The following is a 22,434-nucleotide window of genomic DNA, read 5'->3' as shown; positions in this document are numbered from 1 at the left end:
CGGCGATCGTCATAGAAGGACGGGAAATACGTGATTACGACGCAAGCCTTCCCGAGCATCCGGGCCCTCCAGCGCAGTGCCTGGAATGACTGCTTTCCCGCTGCCCTGGAAGACTGGGACTATTACGTCGCCGTGGAAAGCGCCGCCATCGCGGATTTCCAATGGCGATACCTCGCGGTGTACGAAGATGGAACGCTGGTGGCCGTGGCCGCCGCGTTCATCACCCATTACCGCCTCGACACCACGGTGTCGGGCGCCGGCAAGCGTTTGACCGAACGCCTGGACCGACTGTGGCCGGGTCTTTTGCAGTTGGGCTTGTATGCCCTCGGTTCCCCGGTAGCCGAGCGCTGCGACGTCGGCTTCGCCAGCAGCGTGCCTGAATCGCGCCGCCCGCTGTTGCTCAAGCATCTGCTCGCTGCCGCACGCCAGGACGCCGATGAGTTCGGCATCGGCCTCGTAGCGGTCAAGGACGCGCCAAGCAAAGATCCGCACTGGTCCGACAGCTGCCGCGCCGCCGGCTTCCAAAGCATGCCGAGCTTGCCCACGGGCGTGTTGCCGCTGCCCTATGGCTCGGTGGACGCCTACCTCGGTTCCCTGGGTAAATCCACGCGCAAGGACCTGCGCCGCAAACTGCGTGCACCGGGGCCGCGGGTCGAGTGGCGGCGCAATATCGACGATGTGCTCCCCGAGATCATGCGCCTGTACGACGCTACGCTCACCCGCGCCGACTTGCAGTTCGAGCGCCTGCCCGCCGGCTACTTCACCGGTGTGCTGGAACGCCTCGGGGAGCGCGCGGTGTGTGTTCTTTACTGGGTGGATGACCACCTGGTGGCGTTCAACCTGATCCTGCTGGACGAGCACCGCCTGGTGGACAAGTTCTTCGGGCATGACGTTGAATTCAGCCGTGACTACAACCTGTACTTCCGCAGTTGGCTGACCAATGTCGACTACTGTATTGAACACAAGATTGCCGTCTACGAGTGCGGACAGGCCGGGTATGCCAGTAAGCTGCGCCTGGGCTGCGAGTTCCAGGGCAACAGCGTGTTTTTCCGGCACCGCAACCGGCTGGTCAACGGCCTGCTCAAGCTAGTAAAACTGTTTATTCGACCGGATCGTTCCGACCCTGCCATGGCTGCTGCGATAAGCGAAACCTGATGATCACCAAGACCCGCCAGAAAGCCCGCCCCTTTGCCATTTCACGCTGGAGCGTCCAGCGCAAGCTGGTGTTGGCGTTTTGGCTGGTCAGCGTGATCCCCACCATGATCGCGGCGGAGTTGGCCGCCACCACCTTGTCGCAGATTTTCGACAGCAACGTGCGGATCTGGCTGCAAGAGTCGACCCGTATCGTCAAGGACGAGATCGGCGACATCGTTCATGACAACGCGCGCATGGCCAAACTGTTCCTGCGCTACGCCAGTCCGCCGTCGGGCAAGCAAGCCGCCAAACACGACCGGCTGACCGCGGATATTGCCGACGCAACGGACATCGACGTGGTGGCGCTGATTCGCGTCAGCGACCACAAAATCATGTTCAGCACCGCGCCCGATGACATCGTCAAACAGATCAACCTGACCGGCAATGCGGTGCTGCAAACCGTGAGTGTGTCGGGCGTCGATACCGGCATCGTGGTCTCGACGTTCGAGACCAACAAGGACGGCGTCGATTACCTGCTGCTGGTGGCCACCTATCTGGACAGCAGTTTCCTCACCAGCGTGGCCGAAGTGCATTCCCTCGACCTGCGCTTGTACCTGGCCAACCCCAAGGGCTTTTCGGAGATTTTCTCGACCCAGCGTTTCCAGGATCATCCCTCGCGCATCCCCAGGGACGTCGAAGCGGCGATGCGCAGCACGCGCCAGCCCAGCGAGCAGTTCACCAACAACTACAGTGGTTTGTACTGGCCGATCTTCAATGATGCCGGTGAGCTGCAAGGCGTTATCTTCAGCGGCCTGCTGCGCCACACCAGCCTGGTGGGGCTGGTGAACCAGAGCAATCTGTTCGTGCTGATCTTCCTGGTCAGTTCGGCGTTGTCCCTGGGCGCCGGGGTGTTGGTGTCACGGCGCCTGACCCAGCCGTTGCGTGACCTGTCCGAGGGGGTGAGTGCGGTGATCTGCGGTAACTACCAACACCGCGTGGCGGTCAGCGGTGGCGACGAACTGGCCCAGTTGAGCAGCACCTTCAACCACATGACCGAGCGCCTGGGCGAGTTGCATCACCTGGAAGCGCAACTGCGCCGGCGTGATCGCCTGCATGCCCTGGGTGAAGTCGCCATGGGCCTGGCCCACGAAATCCGCAACCCGTTGGGCATTATCAAGACGGCGACCCAACTGCTGCACCGGCGCGCTGACCTGGCGGAAACGGACAAGCGTCATCTGGAATATGTGGTCAGCGAAGTCAGCCGGATCAACGAACTGATCACCGAGTTTCTCGACTTCGCCAAACCCAACCCGCCGCTGCGCGTGTTGCAGGCGGCCCGCCCGCTGGTGGATGAAATCCTCGGCTTTTGCGCGCCGGAACTGGCCAATCACAAGATCGATGTGCAGCTCGATGATCAGGCGCCGGGCGCGACGATTTATGCCGATGCCAAGCAGCTCAAGCAGGCCTGCCTCAACCTGATCCTCAATGCCATCGACGCGATGCCCGAAGGGGGGCGGTTGACCGTCGGTATTCGCACGCTTGGCGACGGCACCACTCAAATCAGCATCGCCGACAGCGGCCAAGGCATTGCGCCCGAGATGATCGAACGCATTTTCACGCCGTTCGTCACCACCAAGGCGTCGGGCACGGGCCTGGGGCTGGCCAAGGTCTACTCAATCATGGAAAGCCACGACGGCAGCATCGAATGCGTCAGCGAGGTCGATGCCGGCGCCACCTTCAGCCTGTATATTCCAGCGATTGACCAAGACGACGAGGACAACCATGACGCATAGCATTCTGGTGGTCGACGACGAACCCAAACTCTGCGATCTGCTGGCATCGGCCCTGGGCCAGAACGACATCCAGGTCTTCATTGCCGGTAACGGCCTGCACGCGCTCAAGGTGCTGGAGCAGGAAGACATCGACCTGGTGATCAGCGACTGGCGCATGCCCGGCATGGACGGCCCGGCGCTGCTGGCCGAGATCAAGGTGCGTTATCCCCAGGTGCCGGTGATCGTGATGACGGCCTACAGCACCGTGAAAAACGCCGTGCAATCGATGCGCAACGGCGCCTACGACTACATCGCCAAGCCCTTCGATATTGATGAGCTGGACATCACGGTGGCCAAGGCCTTGCAGTTTCGCGACATCCTGCGTGACAACGCGCGCCTGCGCGCCGAGCTGGATGAACACGCCCAGTTCGACAGCCTGGTCGGCGACAGCCCGGCGTTTCGTAGCGTGTTGCAGGCGGTGGACGCGGTGCGTGACAGCGCCGCGACGATCCTGCTCACCGGCGAGAGCGGCACCGGCAAGGAAATGGTCGCGCGGGCTATCCACAAGCATGGCAGTCGCGCCGACAAGCCGTTCGTGGCGGTCAACTGCGCGGCGATCCCCGAGGGGCTGCTGGAAAGCGAAATGTTCGGCCATCGCAAAGGCGCGTTTACCGGCGCGGTGTCGGACCGGATCGGACGCTTTCAGCAGGCCGACAAGGGCACGCTGTTTCTTGATGAAGTGGGCGACATGCCGCTGGCGTTGCAGGCCAAGATCCTGCGCGCGTTGCAGGAGCGGGTGATCGAGCCGGTAGGCGACCCCCGAGAGCGCAAGGTAGACGTGCGGGTAATCGCCGCCACCAACAAGAACCTGCTGGAGGCGGTGGCCAACAAGGAGTTTCGCGAAGACTTGTACTACCGCCTCAACGTGTTCCCGATTCCCCTGCCGGCCTTGCGCGAACGCGTGGAAGACATCGCGCCCCTGGCCCGGCACTTTGCCCACACCCTGAGTGCCACGGCCGGCAAGCGCATCACCGGCTTCAGCCCGGAGGCGTTGCAGGCGATGGCGGCGTATCACTGGCCGGGCAATATCCGTGAACTGCAAAACTGCGTGGAGCGCGCGACGATTGTGGCGGCCACGCCGGTGATCGAAGACATCGACCTGCCGGGGTATCTGTTTGCGTCGAAGCCAAGTGAAGCTGGCGTTGCTGCGATCCTCAGTGACGGGCCGGGGATTCCCCAGGACCTCGACGCTGCGCTGGCTGAGGTAGAGAAGGCGTACATTCTGGCGGCATTGCAGGAGAGCAATGGGGTGCAGGCGGCTGCGGCGGCGAAGATCGGGATTTCGGAGAGGAGCTTCTGGTATCGCCTGAAAAAGCTGGGCATCCAGGTAGACAAGATCGTGCGCTGATCTTTCTGTCAGTCACTGATCCAAATGTGGGAGCGGGCTTGCTCGCGAATGCGGTGGTTCAGTTGGAATATCTTTGACTGACACACCGCTTTCGCGAGCAAGCCCGCTCCCACATTTTTAACCGAGTTGTGTCAGGTGTGCAGGTGTACCCAGACAGTGACCAGCACAGTCGCGGCCATCAGCCAGGCAACTGCCGCGACGGCCAACGAGGCTTCAAGCCGCAACCGATCCACCACCACATACAACGTCGCCAAATACACAAAGTACGGAATGATCGACCACATCCCGAACAGGATCGTGGTCTTCAAATCTTCCACCGAGCGGCCTTTGCCGACGATGTAGTGGGCGATCAGCGCAAAGGTCGGGAACAGCGGCACCAGGCCGGCGATGTAGTAGTTCCTGGTCTTGGCCAGCGCGGCCAGGATCAACACGACTGCCGCGCCAAGGGCGGCTTTGAGGAACAGGTCCATCAGTGGCTCAACCCGTATTTTTTGACCTTGTCGAACAGGGTGGTCTTGGCCATCCCCAGTTCCTGGCTGGCTTGCGTCAGGTTGCCGCCACTGCGTTGCAGGGCGTCGCTGAGCAGGTTGCGTTCGAAGGCTTCCACCGCTTCGGTAAAGGCCAGGCCCTGGCCGCTGCCGGCCGCGCCGCTTTTCTTGAAGGCGGGCAGGCCGAGGGCAAAGCGTTCGGCGACGTTGCGCAGTTCGCGCACGTTGCCCGGCCAGTCGTGGCTCATCAGGCTCGACAGGGTCTGGTTGTCCAGTTCCGGCACCGCGCGATCGAAGCGCAGGGACGACTGCTGCAGGAAGTGTTCGAACAATTGCAGGATGTCTTCGCGACGTTCGCGCAGGGGCGGCAGTTCCAGGGTGACCACGTTGAGGCGGTAGTACAGGTCGCTGCGGAACTGGCTGGCGCGGCTCAGTTCATCGAGGTCGGACTTGGTCGCGGCGATCACCCGGCAATCCACTGCCACGCTCTGGTTTGAACCCAGGCGTTCGAGGGTGCGTTCCTGCAACACCCGCAGCAGTTTGATTTGCAGGTTGATCGGCATGCTTTCCACTTCATCGAGGAACAGCGTGCCCTGGTGGGCGTGTTCGATCTTGCCGATACGGCGCTTGCCGGCGCCGGTAAACGCGTTGGCCTCGTGGCCGAAAATCTCGCTTTCGAACAGGTTCTCCGGCAGGCCGCCGCAGTTGAGGGCGACGAACTGGTGATCGTGACGGCGGCTGAAATCATGCAGGCAGCGGGCGACCAGTTCCTTGCCGGTGCCGGTCTCGCCTTCGATCAGCACGTTGGCCGAGGTGTCGGCAACGTTGGCGATCAGCTCGCGCAGGTTCTGCATGGCCGGCGAGCGGCCGATGATGCGGCCTTCGAGGGAGTCGCGCTCGGCCAACTGGCGGCGCAGCGCCCAGACTTCCCGCGCCAGCCCGCGTTGCTCCAGGGCTCGGCGGGCGACGTCGACCAGGCGTTCCGGGGAGAAGGGTTTCTCCATGAAGTCGTAGGCACCGTTGCGCATCGCACCGACCGCCATGGAGATGTCGCCATGCCCGGTGATCAGCACCACCGGCAGGCTTTTATCCAGGGCCTTGAGGCGCGTGAGCAACTCCAGGCCGTCGATGCCCGGCAGGCGAATGTCGCTGATGACGATACCCGCAAAGTTCTCGTCGATGCGCTTGAGCGCTTCTTCGGCACTGCCCACGCCGATGCTGGGAATATCTTCCAGCGACAGGGCCTGCTGGCAGCCGAGCAGTACATGGGGATCGTCTTCGACAATCAGGACGGTGAGGTCTGCGGGGTTGGTATTCATGTCGACTCAGCTGTTTGAGCACCCACCAGCGGCAGGCACAGGACAAAGGCAGTACCACCACCCACCGGATGCTCCACGGCAAGATTGCCGCCGGTGGCCGCGGCGAGGCTGGCGGACAGGGTCAAGCCCAGGCCCAGGCCTTGCTCGCCGGGTTTGGTGGTGAAGAACGGTTCGAACAGATGCTTGCGGGCCTCGGGGTCGATGCCGTGGCCGTTGTCACGCACATGCAGGCGGTATTTGCCCTCGCTGCTGCTGCCTTCCAGCCACAGTTCGGGGGCCGGCTGGGCTTGCATGGCGTCGACGGCGTTACCGATCAGGTTGACCAGGATCTGCTCCAGGCGTGTCTGGTCGATCTGCAATTGGGCGTGGGCAAAATCGCGGTGCACGGTCAGCGGCAGGCTGTCCATGCGTGGGCCGAGCACCTGGAACGCGGCGTCCACCGCCTTGTTCAGGCTGGCTTCGCCCTGATCGTCGCCGCGTCGGGCAAACGAGCGCAGGCTGGCGGTGATGCGGCCCATGCGGTCGATCAGTTCGTTGATGGTTTGCAGGTTGGCGCTGGCGGTGTCCAGGGCGCCGCGTTCGAGGAAGCGCACGGTGTTGCCGGACAAGGTGCGCAGCGCGGCCAGCGGTTGGTTCAGTTCGTGGGCGATGCTGGTGGACATCTGGCCGATGGCCGCCAGTTTGCCGGCCTGCACCAGTTCATCCTGGGCGCGGCGCAAGGTCTCTTCGGCCTGGCGTCGTTCGCGGATCTGGCCTTTGAGGCGTTCGTTGCTGGCGCGCAGGTCGGCGGTGCGTTCGGCGATCCTTCGCTCCAGCTGGCTGTTGGCTTCCTGCAAGGCTTCGCGGGCGGCGAGGCGGGTGGCGATGACCTTGCGCCGCTCGTTCCAGGCAATCAGCAGGAATGCCACCAGGCCAAAGGCGACGGCCACCAGGATGCCCTGGTTGATCGCGGCGCGGCGCAGGTCGTTGAGCGGGGTGAGCAGGGTGAAGTTCCACGGGGTGTCGTTGAGCGGGCGGGTTTGCGCCAGGTAGCTGACTTCCTGCTCGTCGTTGACCACTTCACTGTTGGCCGGGAAGGTGAGCTTCTCGGCGCTTTCGTTCAGGCGCTCGCGGGCCAGGGGTTCCAGCTCGTTGAGCGTGGCCCAGTAATATTGCAGGCTGTGGGCCAGTCGGTCCTTGGTGTCATCGCTCAATGGACGCACGGCCTTGAGGCGGCGGGCCGGGTCGCTGGAGAGAATGATGATGCCGTTCTCGTCGCTCACGAAGGCTTCGAGCCGCGCGCGTTGCCAGCGTTCTTCGAGGGCTTCGAGGCGCACCTTGACCACGGCCACGCCGATGATCTTGCCGTGCTCTTCCAGGCCGTGGGCCAGGTAGTAGCCGGGTTCGCCGTTGGTGCTGCCGATGCCGTAGAAGCGCCCGGGCTGGCCACGCACGGCGTTCTGGAAATAGGCGCGGAAGGACAGGTCTTCACCCTGGTAGCTGTCGGCATCGCGCCAGTTACTGGTGGCCAGCACGCGGCCGGTGGTGTCCATCACGTAGATGGCCCGGCTGCGACTGCGTCGGTTCAGGCCTTCGAGGTAATCGTTGACGGTCTTGCGGGTTTCCTGGTTCGGGTCGGCCAGCAGCTTGGAGACGCTGGACTCCAGCTCCAGGAGGCTGGGCAGGTAGGTGTATTTGCTCAGTTCGCTTTCGACGGTACGGGCATGCAGCTCCAACTGGCGCTCGCCGGTGTCGCTGAGGGTGCGGATGCCGTAGTAGTCACTGACCCAGAAGCCGATATAACCCAGGCCGACCATCAGGATGATGATCAGTGGCGGCAGGAACAGTTGGCGAATCAGACGAGGCTTCACGGCAAGTGATGGCGGCGCGGCGCGATATTGATTGGGGTCGCATTTCATCACAGATGCCTTGGGTCAACCAGAGCTGGGTCCGGTGTTTGTGTGGGCGCCTGGGCTTGTGTGGGAGCTGGCTTGCCTGCGATCGGAGCGCCTCGGTGTCACTGCTGCACCGAGGTGTCTGCATCGCAGGCAAGCCAGCTCCCACACAAGAGCCAGTGCCTGCACACGCCCGGTTCCCGCAGGGAGAACGGGGCTGCTTTTTAGTGTTGCAGGATTTTCTCAAGGAAGTGCTGCGCGCGTTCGGAGCGGGCGCGGATGTCGCCGAAGAACTCTTCTTTCTGGCAGTCTTCGATGATCTTGCCGGCGTCCATGAAGATCACGCGGTCGGCCACCTTGCGGGCAAAGCCCATTTCGTGGGTCACGCACATCATGGTCATGCCTTCCTGGGCCAGTTGCACCATCACGTCGAGTACTTCGTTGACCATTTCCGGGTCGAGGGCCGAGGTCGGTTCGTCGAACAGCATGACGATCGGGTCCATGGCCAGCGCGCGGGCAATCGCCACACGTTGCTGCTGGCCGCCGGAGAGTTGGCCAGGGTGCTTGTGGGCGTGTGCCGACAGGCCGACGCGCTCAAGCAGCTGCAGGCCTTTCTTGGTGGCTTCTTCCTTGCTGCGGCCCAGCACCTTGATCTGCGCGATGGTCAGGTTTTCGGTGATGGTCAGGTGCGGGAACAGCTCGAAGTGCTGGAACACCATGCCCACCCGCGAACGCAGCTTCGGCAGGTTGGTCTTCGGGTCGGCGATGGAGGTGCCGTCCACGATGATGTCGCCCTTCTGGAACGGTTCCAGCGCGTTGACGCACTTGATCAGGGTGGATTTGCCCGAGCCGGATGGCCCGCACACCACGATCACTTCGCCTTTTTTAACCTCGGTGCTGCAATCGGTCAGCACCTGGAAGTCGCCATACCACTTGTTGATGTTCTTGATAGAGATCATACGGCAAACCTTTTTTGCAGACGCTTGACCAGCAGCGAGGCGGAAAAGCTGATGATGAAGTAGACGACACCGGCGAAGATCAGGAACTCATTGGAGCGGCCGATGATGTCGCCGTTGGAGCGGGCGGAGTTGAGGAAGTCCACCAGGCCCACGGTGTAGACCAGCGAAGTGTCCTGGAACAGGATGATCGACTGTTGCAGCAGCAACGGGGTCATCTTGCGGAACGCCTGGGGCAGGATGATCAGGCGCATGGTCTGACCATAGGTCATGCCCATCGCTTGCGCCGCACCCATCTGGCCCTTGGGGATCGACTGCACGCCGGCCCGCACGATTTCACAGAAGTACGCGGCTTCGAACATCATGAAGGCCACGACGCAGGAGGTGAACGCGCCGATCGGGGTGTCTTCGCCGGTGATCCAGCGCAGCACGAACGGCACCGCCAGGTAGAACCAGGTGATCACCAACAGCAACGGGATCGAACGGAAGTAGTTCACATAAGCGCCGGCCAGGCGCGACAGCAGCTTGCTGGACGACAGGCGCATCAACGCCAGGACCGTACCAAGGGCGATGCCGCCGACCACGCCCATGACCATCAACTTCAAGGTCATGACCATGCCGTTCCACAGGCCTGGGATGGCGGGGATGATGCCGCTGAAATCGAGTTCCATTATTTACCCCCCACGGAGATCAGGCCGGGCACCGCGACTTTCTTCTCGACCATGCGCATGAGCAACATCAGGCTCATGTTCAGGGTGAAGTAGATCAGCGTAGCCAGGGTGAAGGCTTCAAACAGGTTGGCCGAGAACTCGGCGGTCTGCTTGGTTTGCGCCAGCAGTTCCATCAGGCCGATCAAGGACGCCACGGAGGAGTTCTTGAAGACGTTGAGGAATTCCGAGGTGAGCGGCGGAATGATGATCCGGTAGGCCTGGGGCAGCAGCACGTTCCAGTAGATCTGCGGCAGCTTGAAGCCCATGGCGCGCGCGGCGGATTCCTGGCCGCGTGGCAGCGCCTGGATACCGGTCCGCACTTGCTCGCACACCCGCGCTGCGGTGAACAGGCCCAGGCACACCACGACGCTCAGGTAGGCCGAGGTGGTCGGGTTGAGGTCTTGCTTGTACCAGTCCTGCAGGTTTTGCGGCAGCAGGTCGGGGATCAGGAAGTACCAGATGAACAGCTGCACCAGCAGCGGCACGTTACGAAACAGTTCCACGTAGCAGGTCGCGATGCCCGATACGATGCGGTTTGGCACGGTGCGCATGACCCCCAGAATGGAGCCCAGCAGCAAGGCGATAATCCATGCCACGACAGCGATGGCGATGGTCCAGCCCAAGCCGGCGATGTACCAGTCGAGATAGGTCTCGCCGCCCACGCCGGTGGACTTGAAGAACACGCCCCAGTCCCAGTTGTAATTCATTAGGGTCTCCCCTCGAAGTCGATCGATGTACAAGCACCCGCTTGGGGAAAATCCATTCCCGCCCGGCGGTGAACGCCAGGCACACAAGATCGGCTCGAAAACCGCCAGGTCGAGTGTTCCAAATAAAAGCCAGCAGGTAGTAACAGACGCCTGAGGGAGGGTTGGCTCCCTCAGGAGATAAGGTTAGTCAGGTTTTAGATCTTTACTTCCGGAGCCGGCTTGTCGGTCGGGTTCTTGATCAGTTCCTTGACCTTGTCGCTCATCGGGAAGTTGAGGTTCAGGCCTTTTGGTGGGATCGGGCTTTCGAACCACTTGGCGTAGATCTTGTTGATTTCGCCGGACTTGTACAGGCCGACGATGGCGTCATCCACGGCCTTTTTGAAGGCTGGGTCGTCTTTACGCACCATGCACGCGTAGGCTTCGAAAGACTGCGGAGTACCGGTGATGACCCAGTCGTCCGGCTTCTTGGCCTTGGCTTCTTCACCGGCCAGCAGTGCGTCGTCCATCATGAACGCTACGGCACGGCCGCTTTCCAGCATCTGGAAGGATTCGCCGTGGTCTTTGGCGGAGATGATGTTCATGCCCATCTGCTTGTCGGCGTTCATCGCCTTGATGATGCGCTCGGACGTGGTGCCGGCGGTGGTCACGACGTTCTTGCCTTTCAGGTCGGCAAAGTCGCTGTAGGACGGTTTGCCGTCCTTGTCTTTCTTGACCAGCAGGCGGGTGCCGATTTCAAACATGTTGATGGTGAAGTCAACTTGCTGGGCGCGTTCGGCGTTGTTGGTGGTGGAACCGCACTCGATATCGACGGTGCCGTTCTGAACCAATGGAATACGGGTCTGCGATGTGACCAGGTTGTATTTGGCCTGCAGATCGGGTTTGTTGAGGTCTTTCTTCAGGGCTTCGACGATGGCCAACTGAATGTCGTGGGAGTAGCCCACTGGCTTGCCCGAACCATCCGCGATGTAGGAAAACGGAATGGAACTGTCGCGGTGCCCGAGGGTGATGGTGCCGGAGTCGTTGATTTTTTTCAGCGTGCCGGTGAGTTCGGCGGCGAATACTGGAGTGCTGATCAGAGCAGCAGCGATAGCTGCGCCCAGGATATGGGGAACGATGCGCATCAATACTTCCTCGACATTTGTTTTTTTTATGAAGCCGGCTAGACGGCTCTCTTGTACAGCGAATGCCCGTAACGGCTCCTGAGGCGTCTCAGGCAATCGTCATGGAGTGTAGAGCATGAGTCGTGCCAGACCAGTACTTAAAGGTTAAGCAGTTGATTTATATGGTGATTAAGTTTGGTTGGTAGCGAATTTTCTTAGGTTTGGTCCGGCAAACCGAATAGCCGTGGGGTTGGCGTTCGGAAAACCGAATGGCAAGGCAGGCATAAAAAAGCCCCTGGACCTCACGGCACAGGGGCTTTTTGCAAGACTGAGCGGTCAGGCCGCTTCGATCTTGCCGCGATTGTGCTCAACCTTGGACAGGTAACGCTGCACGTTGGCGTGTTCTTCCGGTGTGGTGAACAGGCCAAGCTTGGTGCGACGCCACAATACGTCCTGGGATTGGGTCGCCCATTCTTCGGTGCACAGGTAGTCGACTTCGCGGGTGTACAGGCCACCACCCAGGTGTTCGCCCAGGTCGGCCAGCGACTGTACGCCTTCCAGCAGGCGCCAGGTGCGGCTGCCGTAGGTGGTGGACCAGCGGCGTGCGATTTCGCTCGGTACCCATTCGAACTTCTGGCGAATCGCTTCGGCCAGCGCTTCTGGCGTGGTCATGTCTTCGCCGCCGGGCAGGCTGGCCTTGGCGGTCCAGCTCGGACGCATCTGGGTGAAGTACGGGGCCAGTTGCGCCATCGCCGATTCGGCGAGCTTGCGGTAGGTGGTCAGCTTGCCACCGAACACCGACAGGATCGGCGCCTCGCCCGTGCCGCCGGACAACGCCAGGGTGTAGTCGCGGGTGATGGCCGACGGGTTGTCCGACTCATCGTTGCACAGCGGGCGCACACCGGAGTAGGTGTGGACGATGTCATCGCGGCTCAGCTGTTGCTTGAAGTGGGCGTTGACCACCTTGAGCATGTAGTCGGTTTCACCTTCGGTGATCGCAACTGCAGCCGGGTCGCCGGTGTATTCGCGGTCGGTGGTGCCGATGATGGTCAGGTGGTTGAGGTACGGAATGGTGAAGACGATGCGCTGGTCTTCGTTCTGCAGGATGTGCGCGTGGGCGCCTTCGTAGAGTTTCGGCACGATCAGGTGGCTGCCCTGGATCAGGCGGATGCCGTAGGGCGAATCCAGCTTCAGGTCATCCTTGATGAACTTGGCGACCCATGGGCCGGCCGCGTTCACCAGTGCACGGGCACGGATCGAGAACAGGCTGCCATCGGCGCGTTCCATGTTCATTTCCCACATGCCGTTGCTGCGGTGTGCGCTGATGCAACGGGTCTGGGTGTGGATGTGCGCGCCTTTTTCGCGGGCGGCCATGGCGTTCAGGACTACGAGGCGGGCGTCATCGACCCAGCAGTCGGAGTATTCGAAGCCTTTGGTGATTTCGCTTTTCAGCGGGCTGTCCGGGCCGAACTTGAGGCTTTTCGAACCTGCCAGCTTTTCACGCTTGCCCAGGTGATCGTAGAGGAACAGGCCCGCGCGAATCATCCAGGCCGGACGCAGGTGTGGGCGGTGCGGTAGCACGAAGCGCATTTGCTTGACGATGTGCGGCGCCTTGGCCAGCAGCACTTCACGTTCGGCGAGGGCTTCGCGCACCAGACGGAATTCGTAATGTTCGAGGTAGCGCAGGCCGCCGTGGATCAGCTTGCTGCTGGCGGAAGAGGTGTGGCTGGCCAGGTCGTCCTTTTCGCAAAGGAATACCGACAAACCGCGCCCGGCTGCGTCTGCTGCAATACCGACGCCATTGATCCCGCCGCCGATAACGGCCACGTCATAGACTTCGGCAAGCGGTGGGGCAGGCAAGGTGGAAGGGTTCATCGGCTGGCCTCGCGATTTTTATCTTGGAATTCGAACATTAATGTTCATTTGCGAAAATGGTAGCTGATAAACGCGGGCACAGCCAGTCAACTTCGATTGAAAAAACTCATCGAAGGACAGGCAAAGGAAAATTTGTGAACATGTATGGGTGAGTGGAGATACTTGTGTAGTGAGCGGGCTTGCCCCGCGCTGGGGGGCGAAGCCGCCCTAAACCCAGGCACCTCGGTGTATCAGTAAGACCGCGGCGGTTGGATTTGGGGCGGCTTCGCCCCCCCAGCGCGGGGCAAGCCCGCTCACTACAGTCAGACGACTTCCAGGCGGACTTTGTGTTGATTCAAAAGCTGCACCAACGCTGGCACCGGCTGCTGATCGGTGACCAAACAATCCACCAGGCTGATCGGCCCCAGGCGAATCATGGCATTGCGCCCGAATTTGCTGGAGTCCGCCGCCAGGATCACCTGACGGGCATTGGCGATGATCGCCTGGGAAACCCGTACTTCCTGATAGTCAAAGTCCAGCAGGCTGCCGTCTTCATCGATGCCGCTGATGCCCACCAAGGCGAAATCCACCTTGAACTGGTTGATGAAATCCACACTGGCCTGACCCACCACGCCACCGTCACGCCGCACATTACCGCCGGTCAGCAGCACATCGAAGTCGTCCTTCGCGCTGAGCATGCTGGCGACGTTGAGGTTGTTGGTGATGATTTTCAGGTGGCTGTGGTTGAGCAGCGCACGGGCGATGGATTCGGTGGTGGTGCCGATATTGATGAACAACGAGGCGTGATCGGGGATCTGCGCGGCGATGGCTTCGCCGATGCGCTGTTTCTCGTCGCGCATCTGGTCGGCCCGCATGGCGTATGCGGTGTTTTCGACACTGGAGTCATAGGCCGCGCCGCCGTGGTAGCGGCGCAGCAGATTGGCGTCCGCCAGCTGGTTGATATCGCGGCGGATGGTTTGCGGGGTGACGACGAATAGCTGCGCCATTTCCTCGATGCTGACGTAGCCGCGTTCGCGGACCAGTTCGAGGATTTGTTGTTGGCGGGGAGGCAGATTCATTGGGCGTCCTTTGGGCTGCCATACAAAAGTGGCCCATGATGACGCAGGAATCTGCTCCCTGCCAGTTACAACCGGATGTTGGCTTATTCAGCGCCTTCGTGGGGCTCCCAGTCACGGGTGCGGCTGACCGCTTTTTGCCAGCCGGCGTAGAGCTTTTCTTTTTCCTTTTCTTCCAATTGCGGTTCGAATTCGCGCTCGATCACCGCCTTGCCGCGCAACTCGTCCAGGCTGCCCCAGAAACCACACGCCAAGCCAGCCAGGTAGGCCGCGCCGAGTGCGGTGGTCTCGCGCATTTGCGGGCGCTCGACCTGGGTGCCGAGGATGTCGGCCTGGAATTGCATCAGGAAGTTGTTGGCCACCGCGCCGCCGTCCACGCGCAGGGCCTTGAGGCGTTCGCCCGAGTCCTGTTGCATGGCGTCGAGCACGTCACGGGTCTGGTAGGCAATCGACTCCAGGGCCGCACGAATGATGTGATCCACGCGTACGCCACGGGTCAGGCCGAATAGCGCGCCACGGGCATAGGGGTCCCAGTAGGGCGCGCCCAGGCCGGTGAACGCAGGCACCAGATACACGCCGTTGCTGTCCTTGACCTTGCCGGCGAAGTATTCGGTGTCGTGGGCGTCATTGATGATTTTCAGCTCATCACGCAGCCACTGCACGGTGGAACCGCCGTTGAAGACTGCGCCTTCGAGGGCGTAGGCCACTTCGCCACGCGGACCGCAAGCGATGGTGGTGAGCATGCCGTGCTTGGATTTGACCGCCTTGTCGCCGGTGTTCATCAGCAGGAAGCAACCCGTGCCGTAGGTGTTCTTGGCCTGGCCGGCTTCGACGCACATCTGGCCGAACAGCGCGGCTTGCTGGTCACCGGCGATACCGCCGATGGCGATGCCGCTTTTGGTGCGGCCGTAGATTTCCGACGACGACTTAACTTCCGGCAGCATTTCCCGCGGAATGTCGAGGATCTCCAGCATCTTCGCATCCCACTCCAGGGTGTGGATGTTGAAGAGCATGGTGCGCGAGGCGTTGGTGTAGTCGGTGACGTGGGTCTTGCCGCCGGTAAATTTCCAGATCAGCCAGCTGTCGATGGTACCGAACAACAGTTCGCCGTTGCGCGCGCGCTCGCGGCTGCCTTCGACGTTGTCGAGGATCCACTTGAGCTTGGTGCCGGAGAAGTACGGGTCGGTGACCAGGCCGGTGGTGTCGCTGATGTACTGCTCGTGGCCGTCGCGCTTGAGTTGTTGGCAGATCTCGGTGCTGCGGCGGCATTGCCAGACGATCGCGTTGTAGATCGGGCGGCCGGTCACCTTGTCCCACACCACGGTGGTTTCACGCTGGTTGGTGATGCCGATCGCGGCGACCTGATCATGATGCAGGCCAGCCTGGGCCAGGGCTTCGACCATCACCGCGCTCTGGGTGGCGAAGATTTCCATCGGGTCATGCTCGACCCAGCCCGCTTGCGGGTAGTGCTGGGCGAATTCGCGCTGGGCGGTGCAGACCACGTTGGCGTCACGATCGAAGATGATCGCCCGCGAACTGGTGGTGCCTTGGTCAAGGGCGATGATGTAGTTCTTATTCTGAATGTCGGTCATGTCGAATGCCTTGGAAAATAAGAAGATCGGTAATCAGCCTGGGCCGCAAAAAGGGCAGGTGGGTCCAGGCTGGCGCTATCAGGAAATACGGGTCTTGCCGTTGACAGCCGTGTCAGGTGTTTCTTCAACTGCAGCAGGTGCGGCGCTCGGCAGATGGCGGGCAATCAGCCCGCGATAGGCCGCGGCGCCGAGGCATGCACCCACGATCGGGCCGAAAATCGGCACCAGGAAATAAGGAATGTCGCGGCCGCCGGTGAAGGCTATTTCACCCCAGCCAGCGAAAAAGGTCATCAGCTTGGGCCCCAGATCCCGCGCCGGGTTCATCGCGAAACCGGTCAGTGGGCCCATGGCGCTGCCGATCACCGCAATCAACAGGCCGATCAGCAGTGGGGCCAGCGGGCCGCGTGGCAGGCCGTTGTTGTCATCGGTCAAGGCCATGATCACGCCCATCAGGATCGCGGTGATGACCATTTCCACCAGGAACGCCTGGGCGGTGCTCAGCAGCGCATGGGGGTAGGTGGAGAACACCGAGGCCAATTCCAGGCTGGCTTGTGAGCCGCGCACCATATGGTGGGTTTGTTCGTAATCGAAAAACAGGTTGCTGTAGAGCGTGTACACCAAGGCCGCGGCGCAAAAGGCGCCGGCGATCTGGGCGAGGATGTAGAAGGGCAGTTTGCGCTTTTCGAAATCGGCGAAAATACACAGGGCGATACTTACCGCCGGGTTGAGGTGAGCCCCGGAAATACCGGCGCTCAGGTAGATCGCCATGCTGACGCCGATCCCCCAGATAATGCTGATTTCCCACAAACCAAAGCTGGCACCCGCGACCTTGAGCGCAGCGACACACCCTGTACCGAAGAAGATCAGAAGCGCAGTGCCCAGGAATTCGGCCATGCATTGGCTCGAAAGTGAAGGCTGTTGAAGAGCAGTTGTCATGGAAAACCTCAGTTGTTGTTCTTGTCTGGCGCACGACCTCAACGGGGCGTTGCGCGATTTTCACCGTGGCAAGGATCCCCATCCCGGACACGGCTTACTGCTCGAATGTTGCAGGTCTATTCCTACAGTATTCGGAAACGAAAAAATATAGACAAGAATCACTGCTGTCAAAGGTCGAAAGTGAACCATTGGTCACTTTCAAACTATTGACCTGATGAATGATCACGCTTGTAACGTTGTGTGTGTTTGCCAAAGTGCGCGCAGTAGAGCGTTTTACGTGGGGTTGGCCTAGAATTGGCGATCTGTTTGCCACGCTTGGAGCCAGCATGACCCCTGCATTGGACCTGTTGAAAAAAGTTCGCGCCGAACATCACATCCACAGTTATGAACATGACCCCAAGGCCGCTTCCTATGGCCTGGAAGCCGCGGAAAAGTTGGGACTTGATCCGGCGCAGGTGTTCAAGACCTTGCTGGCCAGCAGCGAGAAGGGTGAATTGTTGGTGGCGGTGGTGCCGGTCGTCGGAAGTCTGGACCTGAAGGCCCTGGCGCAGGCGGCGGGGGTGAAAAAAGTCGAAATGGCCGACCCGGCGGCAGCGCAGCGCTTTACCGGGTACCTGCTGGGGGGGATCAGTCCGTTGGGGCAGAAGAAGCGTTTACGCACGTTTATCGATGAAACGGCGCAGCCGTTTGCGACGATTTTTGTCAGTGCGGGGAGGCGGGGGCTTGAAGTGGAACTGTCGGCGGCGGTGCTGGCGGAGCACACCCAGGCCAAATTTGCGCCGATTGGCCGGGCGTAAACCTACGCTGGGGTGTACCTGGATCAAAATGTGGGAGCGGGCTTGCTCGCGAATGCAGAGTTTCAGTCGATACAGTCATCACTGATAAGCCGCATTCGCGAGCAAGCCCGCTCCCACTTTTTTTGAGCCGGTGTCTTCAGGTGGCCGGGCTGTAGCGTCTTACGCCTGATTCGGATTGGGGAATCTGCGCCGCAACGCTGCCCGAAGCCTGGAACAGCACCAGATGTTCCGCCGCCACCCGAATCCCTACATCCGCGCCGAGCTGATGGTCCGCATGGCTCGGGAAGATCGACTCCAGCTGCGCGCCCGTCGGCAGTTGCAGTCGGTACAAGGTCGACGCACCGAGGAACGTCTTGCCGACGATGCGCGCTTTCAACGCGCTGTCCGGCGCATACACGAGGTCATCCGGACGCAGCAGAACATCCACCGCGCCACCCGTTGGCCAGGTGTAGGCGCGATTGCCGCGCAGTTCACCCAGTTCGGTGCTGACCGACTCCGGTGTGCTCAATTGGCCGCGGATAAAATACCCCTGGCCGATAAAACTGGCGACGTACGGGGTCTGCGGCTCGTGATAGAGGTTGTAGGGCGTGTCCCATTGCTCCAGGCGGCCTTCCTTGAATACACCGACCTGGTCGCTCACGGCGAACGCTTCTTCCTGGTCGTGGGTGACCAGAATCGCACTGGTGCCCCGGACCTTGAGGATGTCACGCACCTCGTGGCTGAGCTTGCGCCGCAGTTCGCCGTCGAGGTTGGAGAAGGGTTCGTCGAGCAGCAGCAGTTGCGGCTCCGGCGCCAGTGCGCGGGCGAGGGCAACGCGTTGCTGCTGGCCGCCGGACAGCTCGTGGGGGAAGCGTTTGCCGAGGTTCTTCAGGTTGACCAGTTCCAGCAGTTCGGCGACCACGTGGTCTTTTTTCGGGTGCTTGCGGATGCCGAACGCGATGTTGTCCGCCACGCTGAGGTGGGGAAACAGTGCGTAGTCCTGGAACACCATGCCGATACGACGTTTCTCCGGCGCCAGGGTGAAACCGGCGCTGGAGATCACTTCGCCGGCCAGGCTGATTTCACCTTCGTGCACCGGCTCGAAACCGGCTATCGCCCGCAGGGTAGTGGTTTTGCCGCAGCCCGAGGAGCCCAGCAGGCAACCGATGTCACCGGCATTGAGGTGCAGGTTGAGGTTCTGCACCACCCGTTGATCTTGATAGCCGCATGCCAGATTGCGCAGGTTCAGCAGGAGTGGATGGCTCATGCGTGATGGTACGAAGGCGGGACGAGGAATTCGAGCAGGGCTTTCTGCGCGTGCAGGCGGTTTTCGGCCTGGTCCCAGGCGACGGAGCGCGAATCGTCAAGCAGGTCGAGGCTGATTTCTTCGCCACGGTGGGCTGGCAGGCAGTGCATGAACAACACGTCCGGCGCGGCCAGGTCGAGCAGGGCACGGGTGACCTGGAACGGCGCGAACAGCGCGAGGCGCTTGGCGGTTTCGTCTTCCTGGCCCATGGAGGTCCAGACGTCGGTGCTGACCAGGTGAGCGCCGATCACGGCATCCCGTGGGTCTCGAACGACGGTGACGCGCTCACCTGCCTGTGCGAGGAAACGTGCGTCAGGCTCGTAGCCTTCCGGGCAGGCAACGCGCAGTTGGAAGTCGAACTGGATCGCCGCTTCTATATAGCTGTTGCACATGTTGTTGCCGTCGCCGATCCAGGCCACGGTCTTGCCCTGGATCGAACCGCGATGCTCAAGGAAGGTTTGCATGTCGGCCAGCAACTGGCACGGGTGCAGGTCGTCGGACAGGCCGTTGATCACGGGCACGCGGGAGTTGGCGGCGAATTCGGTGAGGGTGCTATGGGCGAAGGTACGGATCATCACCGCATCAAGCATGCGCGACATGACGATCGCGCAATCGCTGATCGGCTCGCCACGGCCCAGTTGGGTGTCGCGCGGTGACAGGAAGATGGCCTGGCCACCCAGCTGGATCATGCCGGCTTCGAAGGACAGGCGGGTGCGGGTCGACGATTTCTCGAAGATCATCCCGAGGACGCGGTTTTTCAAAGGCTCGAACAGTACGCCGCGGTTACGCAGGTCTTTAAGCTCAATGCCTCGACGGATCACGCTGACCAGCTCTTCGGGCGTGCAATCCATCAGAGAGAGAAAGTGCCTTGCGCTCATCATTAACTACCTTTTTGCAACAGACCGCAGATACTCAAAGCCTTGTTTATTGTGACAACGGGCGAGACCTGCGGCGAAAGCCGCACGGGGCGACGAAATAGGGGAAGGCGCGATATTGACATTAAATGTCGCGTCTTACCAATAGGGCTACGTTTTTAGGGGTGTTCAAGAAGGGCGCGAGAGCGCTTTTGAAGACGAATTCCATACGGCAGCGGGCCATTTGTACACTGGCGTCGCAACCTTTTGCAATGCGCGGCGGCGGGCTTGGGCCCGGTTGCGTCGGTTTCAGCGATGCTTTGCGGGCTTCTGAAACATTTGCTCACTCTTAGCCATGGCCGGGCCTGATGCCCGTCGATTCACACCGCGAACGTTGGTGGCGCCACTGCAGGTGGCGGCTCATAGTTGAGTCAAAGCCCCTATAAAGAGACTGGCCATGACCAAGACTCTCCACCACCGTGCCTGCCATCTGTGTGAAGCCATCTGCGGCCTGACCCTGGAAACCACCGAGGCCGACGACGGCAGCCTGGCGATCACCTCGATCAAGGGTGATGCGCTGGATACGTTCAGCCGCGGGCATATCTGCCCCAAGGCGGTGGCACTGCAGGACATCCAGAATGACCCGGACCGCCTGCACCAGCCTATGTTGCGGGTGGGCAGCGAATGGCAGCCAATCCCGTGGGAAGACGCCTTCGCCCTTGTAGCCGAGCGCCTGGCGGGTATCCAGGCCCGGCACGGCCAGAATGCGGTGGCGGTGTACCAGGGCAACCCCAGCGTGCATAACTATGGGCTGATGACCCATAGCAACTACTTCCTGGGCCAGTTGAAGACGCGCAACCGCTTCTCGGCGACCTCGGTGGACCAGTTGCCTCACCACCTCACCAGTCACCTGATGTACGGTCATGGCCTGTTGCTGCCAATTCCGGACATCGATCACACCGATTTCATGCTGATCCTCGGCGGCAACCCATTGGCGTCCAACGGCAGCATCATGACCGTGCCCGATGTGGAGAAGCGCCTCAAGGCCATCCAGGCCCGTGGCGGCAAAGTGGTGGTGGTCGACCCACGGCGCAGTGAGACAGCGGCGATGGCCGATCAGCACCTGTTCGTGCGCCCCGGCGGGGATGCGGCGTTGTTGTTTGGGGTGCTCAACACCTTGTTCAGTGAAAACCTGACTCGCGACAGTCACCTGCCGGTCGCTGGCCTGGACGATGTGCGCCAGGCAATCGTCGGGTTTACCGCCGAGGCCATGAGTCGCCAATGTGCAGTGCCGGCCGCGCAGATTCGCCAGCTCGCGCGGGACTTTGCGGCGGCGGACAAGGCGGTGTGTTACGGGCGCATGGGCGTCTCCACCCAGGCGTTCGGCACCTTGTGTCATTGGCTGGTGCAACTGATCAACCTGGTCACTGGCAACCTAGACCGTGCCGGTGGCGCCGTGTGCACCACGCCGGCGGTGGATCTGGTGGCGTCGACAGGCGGTGGGCATTTCAATCGCTGGCAGAGCCGGGTGTCCGGGCGTCCGGAATATGGCGGCGAGTTGCCGGTGTCGGCCCTGGCTGAAGAAATGCTTACCGAGGGCGAAGGGCAAATCCGCGCATTGGTCACGGTGGCCGGCAATCCGGTGTTGTCGACACCCAACGGCCGCCAGTTGGAACAGGCGCTGGATGGGCTGGAGTTCATGGTCAGCATCGATCTCTATATCAACGAGACCACGCGATATGCCGACTTGATCCTGCCGTCTACATCGGCACTGGAGAACGATCACTACGACACCACCTTCAATATGTTCGCGGTGCGTAACGTCACCCGCTTCAACCGTGCGATCTTGCCCAAGCCGGCGGGGGCGCTGCATGACTGGGAGATCTTCGTAGGCCTGGCAGAGGCGTTTGCCGCGCAGACCGGTGCAGTGCTGAAGCCGACCATGGCGCCGGCGCAGATGATCGATTTCGGGTTGCGAGCCGGGGTTTACGGTGATGCGTCGAGCCACAAGTTGTCGGTGGCGATGCTGGCGGAACATCCCCATGGCGTCGACTTGGGGCCGCTCAAGGCCAATCTGGTTGCGCGCTTGAAAACGGCGGATGGCAAAGTGCAGGCGGCACCGGCGGTGATCCTTGCCGATCTGGCGCGCTTTGCCGCGCAGCCGCTGCCTGTGGCGGATGAGTTGTTGTTGATCGGTCGTCGCCACGTGCGCAGCAACAACTCCTGGATGCATAACTATCACCGCTTGGTGAAGGGCAAGCCCCGTCATCAGTTGTTGATGCACCCGGACGATCTGGCCAGTCGGCAATTGAGCGATGGCCAGCGCGTGCGAGTGAGTTCGCGCATCGGCATGATCGAAGTGGAAGTACTGGCCAGCCTGGATATGATGCCCGGTGTAGTCAGCCTGCCCCACGGTTGGGGCCATGGCCGTCCGGGTGTGCAGATGAGCATTGCCAGTGGGCAGCCGGGGGCGAGTGCGAACGACTTGACCGACGAGCGGCAATTGGACGAGTTGTCGGGCAACGCTGCGCTCAACGGCGTTCCGGTTCAGGTCGCAGCCGCCTGAGCACCG

At 61.4% G+C, this 22,434-nt stretch carries 18 protein-coding genes; 5 read left to right on the top strand and 13 right to left on the bottom strand.

Annotation, left to right across the window (positions count from 1 at the left end; genetic code table 11):
• The first annotated feature begins 30 nt into the window (after window positions 1-30).
• From IB241_RS05345 to IB241_RS05335, 3 genes are read left to right on the top strand one after another with little or no spacing between them, the layout of a single operon-like run.
• Window positions 31-1,155 (top strand): GNAT family N-acetyltransferase, encoded by a 1,125-nt coding sequence (locus IB241_RS05345; RefSeq protein ID WP_192297327.1) that lies wholly within the window; start codon window positions 31-33, stop codon window positions 1,153-1,155.
• Window positions 1,155-2,927 carry a sensor histidine kinase gene (locus IB241_RS05340; RefSeq protein WP_192297325.1) on the top strand — a complete coding sequence of 591 codons (1,773 nt, stop codon included), beginning with the start codon at window positions 1,155-1,157 and terminating at the stop codon, window positions 2,925-2,927. Before IB241_RS05345 ends, IB241_RS05340 begins: the two co-directional genes overlap by 1 nt.
• The gene (locus IB241_RS05335) at window positions 2,917-4,314 is read left to right on the top strand and encodes a sigma-54-dependent transcriptional regulator (RefSeq protein WP_192297323.1); all 1,398 of its coding nucleotides are present in this window, start codon (window positions 2,917-2,919) and stop codon (window positions 4,312-4,314) included. The genes IB241_RS05340 and IB241_RS05335 overlap by 11 nt, the downstream gene beginning before the upstream one ends.
• 131 nt (window positions 4,315-4,445) lie before the next feature.
• On the opposite strand, the gene IB241_RS05330 is transcribed toward IB241_RS05335, so the two are convergent.
• The 11 genes from IB241_RS05330 to IB241_RS05280 all read right to left on the bottom strand — a co-directional run bounded on the left by IB241_RS05330 (window position 4,446) and on the right by IB241_RS05280 (window position 16,926).
• Window positions 4,446-4,784, bottom strand: a complete 339-nt coding sequence (locus IB241_RS05330) for a GlpM family protein (RefSeq protein WP_192297322.1) — start codon at window positions 4,782-4,784, stop codon at window positions 4,446-4,448.
• The gene (locus IB241_RS05325; protein WP_192297321.1) at window positions 4,784-6,121 is read right to left on the bottom strand and encodes a sigma-54-dependent transcriptional regulator; all 1,338 of its coding nucleotides are present in this window, start codon (window positions 6,119-6,121) and stop codon (window positions 4,784-4,786) included. Before IB241_RS05325 ends, IB241_RS05330 begins: the two co-directional genes overlap by 1 nt.
• A complete protein-coding gene (locus tag IB241_RS05320; protein WP_192297320.1) occupies window positions 6,118-8,019 on the bottom strand; it encodes a sensor histidine kinase in 1,902 nt (633 codons plus the stop codon). Before IB241_RS05320 ends, IB241_RS05325 begins: the two co-directional genes overlap by 4 nt.
• Window positions 8,020-8,219: 200 nt before the next feature.
• Complete coding sequence (locus tag IB241_RS05315; RefSeq protein ID WP_192297319.1) at window positions 8,220-8,954, bottom strand: amino acid ABC transporter ATP-binding protein; 735 nt, start codon at window positions 8,952-8,954, stop codon at window positions 8,220-8,222.
• Window positions 8,951-9,622, bottom strand: a complete 672-nt coding sequence (locus tag IB241_RS05310) for an ABC transporter permease subunit (RefSeq protein WP_192297318.1) — start codon at window positions 9,620-9,622, stop codon at window positions 8,951-8,953. The genes IB241_RS05315 and IB241_RS05310 overlap by 4 nt, the downstream gene beginning before the upstream one ends.
• The gene (locus tag IB241_RS05305) at window positions 9,622-10,368 is read right to left on the bottom strand and encodes an amino acid ABC transporter permease (RefSeq protein WP_192297317.1); all 747 of its coding nucleotides are present in this window, start codon (window positions 10,366-10,368) and stop codon (window positions 9,622-9,624) included. Before IB241_RS05305 ends, IB241_RS05310 begins: the two co-directional genes overlap by 1 nt.
• Before the next feature lie 194 nt (window positions 10,369-10,562).
• Entirely contained in the window at window positions 10,563-11,489 is a 927-nt protein-coding gene (locus tag IB241_RS05300; RefSeq protein WP_192297316.1) for a glutamate/aspartate ABC transporter substrate-binding protein, read from the bottom strand.
• A 315-nt stretch (window positions 11,490-11,804) separates the two neighbouring features.
• Window positions 11,805-13,343 (bottom strand): glycerol-3-phosphate dehydrogenase, encoded by a 1,539-nt coding sequence (gene glpD / locus IB241_RS05295; RefSeq protein WP_192297315.1) that lies wholly within the window; start codon window positions 13,341-13,343, stop codon window positions 11,805-11,807.
• Between the two features lie 302 nt (window positions 13,344-13,645).
• A complete protein-coding gene (locus tag IB241_RS05290) occupies window positions 13,646-14,401 on the bottom strand; it encodes a DeoR/GlpR family transcriptional regulator (protein WP_192297314.1) in 756 nt (251 codons plus the stop codon).
• Between the two features lie 83 nt (window positions 14,402-14,484).
• Window positions 14,485-15,990: a glycerol kinase GlpK gene (gene glpK, locus IB241_RS05285; RefSeq protein ID WP_192297313.1), complete on the bottom strand. Its 1,506-nt coding sequence runs from the start codon at window positions 15,988-15,990 to the stop codon at window positions 14,485-14,487.
• A gap of 78 nt (window positions 15,991-16,068) precedes the next feature.
• Window positions 16,069-16,926, bottom strand: a complete 858-nt coding sequence (locus IB241_RS05280) for an MIP/aquaporin family protein (protein WP_192297312.1) — start codon at window positions 16,924-16,926, stop codon at window positions 16,069-16,071.
• Window positions 16,927-17,252: 326 nt separating this feature from the next.
• Between IB241_RS05280 and ybaK the strand changes: the two genes are divergently transcribed.
• On the top strand, window positions 17,253-17,723 hold the full coding sequence (gene ybaK / locus IB241_RS05275; protein WP_192297311.1) for a Cys-tRNA(Pro) deacylase: 471 nt from the start codon (window positions 17,253-17,255) through the stop codon (window positions 17,721-17,723).
• Window positions 17,724-17,859: 136 nt separating this feature from the next.
• On the opposite strand, the gene IB241_RS05270 is transcribed toward ybaK, so the two are convergent.
• Both IB241_RS05270 and argF read right to left on the bottom strand, forming a co-directional pair.
• Window positions 17,860-18,969, bottom strand: a complete 1,110-nt coding sequence (locus IB241_RS05270) for an ABC transporter ATP-binding protein (RefSeq protein ID WP_192297310.1) — start codon at window positions 18,967-18,969, stop codon at window positions 17,860-17,862.
• Window positions 18,966-19,886, bottom strand: coding sequence for an ornithine carbamoyltransferase (gene argF, locus IB241_RS05265; RefSeq protein ID WP_192297309.1), 921 nt, complete (start codon window positions 19,884-19,886; stop codon window positions 18,966-18,968). The genes IB241_RS05270 and argF overlap by 4 nt, the downstream gene beginning before the upstream one ends.
• Window positions 19,887-20,319: 433 nt before the next feature.
• Here argF and IB241_RS05260 point away from each other — a divergent pair, with 433 nt between their 5' ends.
• Window positions 20,320-22,428, top strand: coding sequence for a molybdopterin oxidoreductase family protein (locus IB241_RS05260; RefSeq protein WP_192297308.1), 2,109 nt, complete (start codon window positions 20,320-20,322; stop codon window positions 22,426-22,428).
• The last annotated feature ends 6 nt before the right edge of the window (window positions 22,429-22,434 follow it).

This window comes from Pseudomonas sp. PDM05 (genome assembly GCF_014851685.1).
Taxonomy (GTDB): domain Bacteria; phylum Pseudomonadota; class Gammaproteobacteria; order Pseudomonadales; family Pseudomonadaceae; genus Aquipseudomonas.
This window is presented reverse-complemented; position numbering and strand designations above follow the sequence as displayed.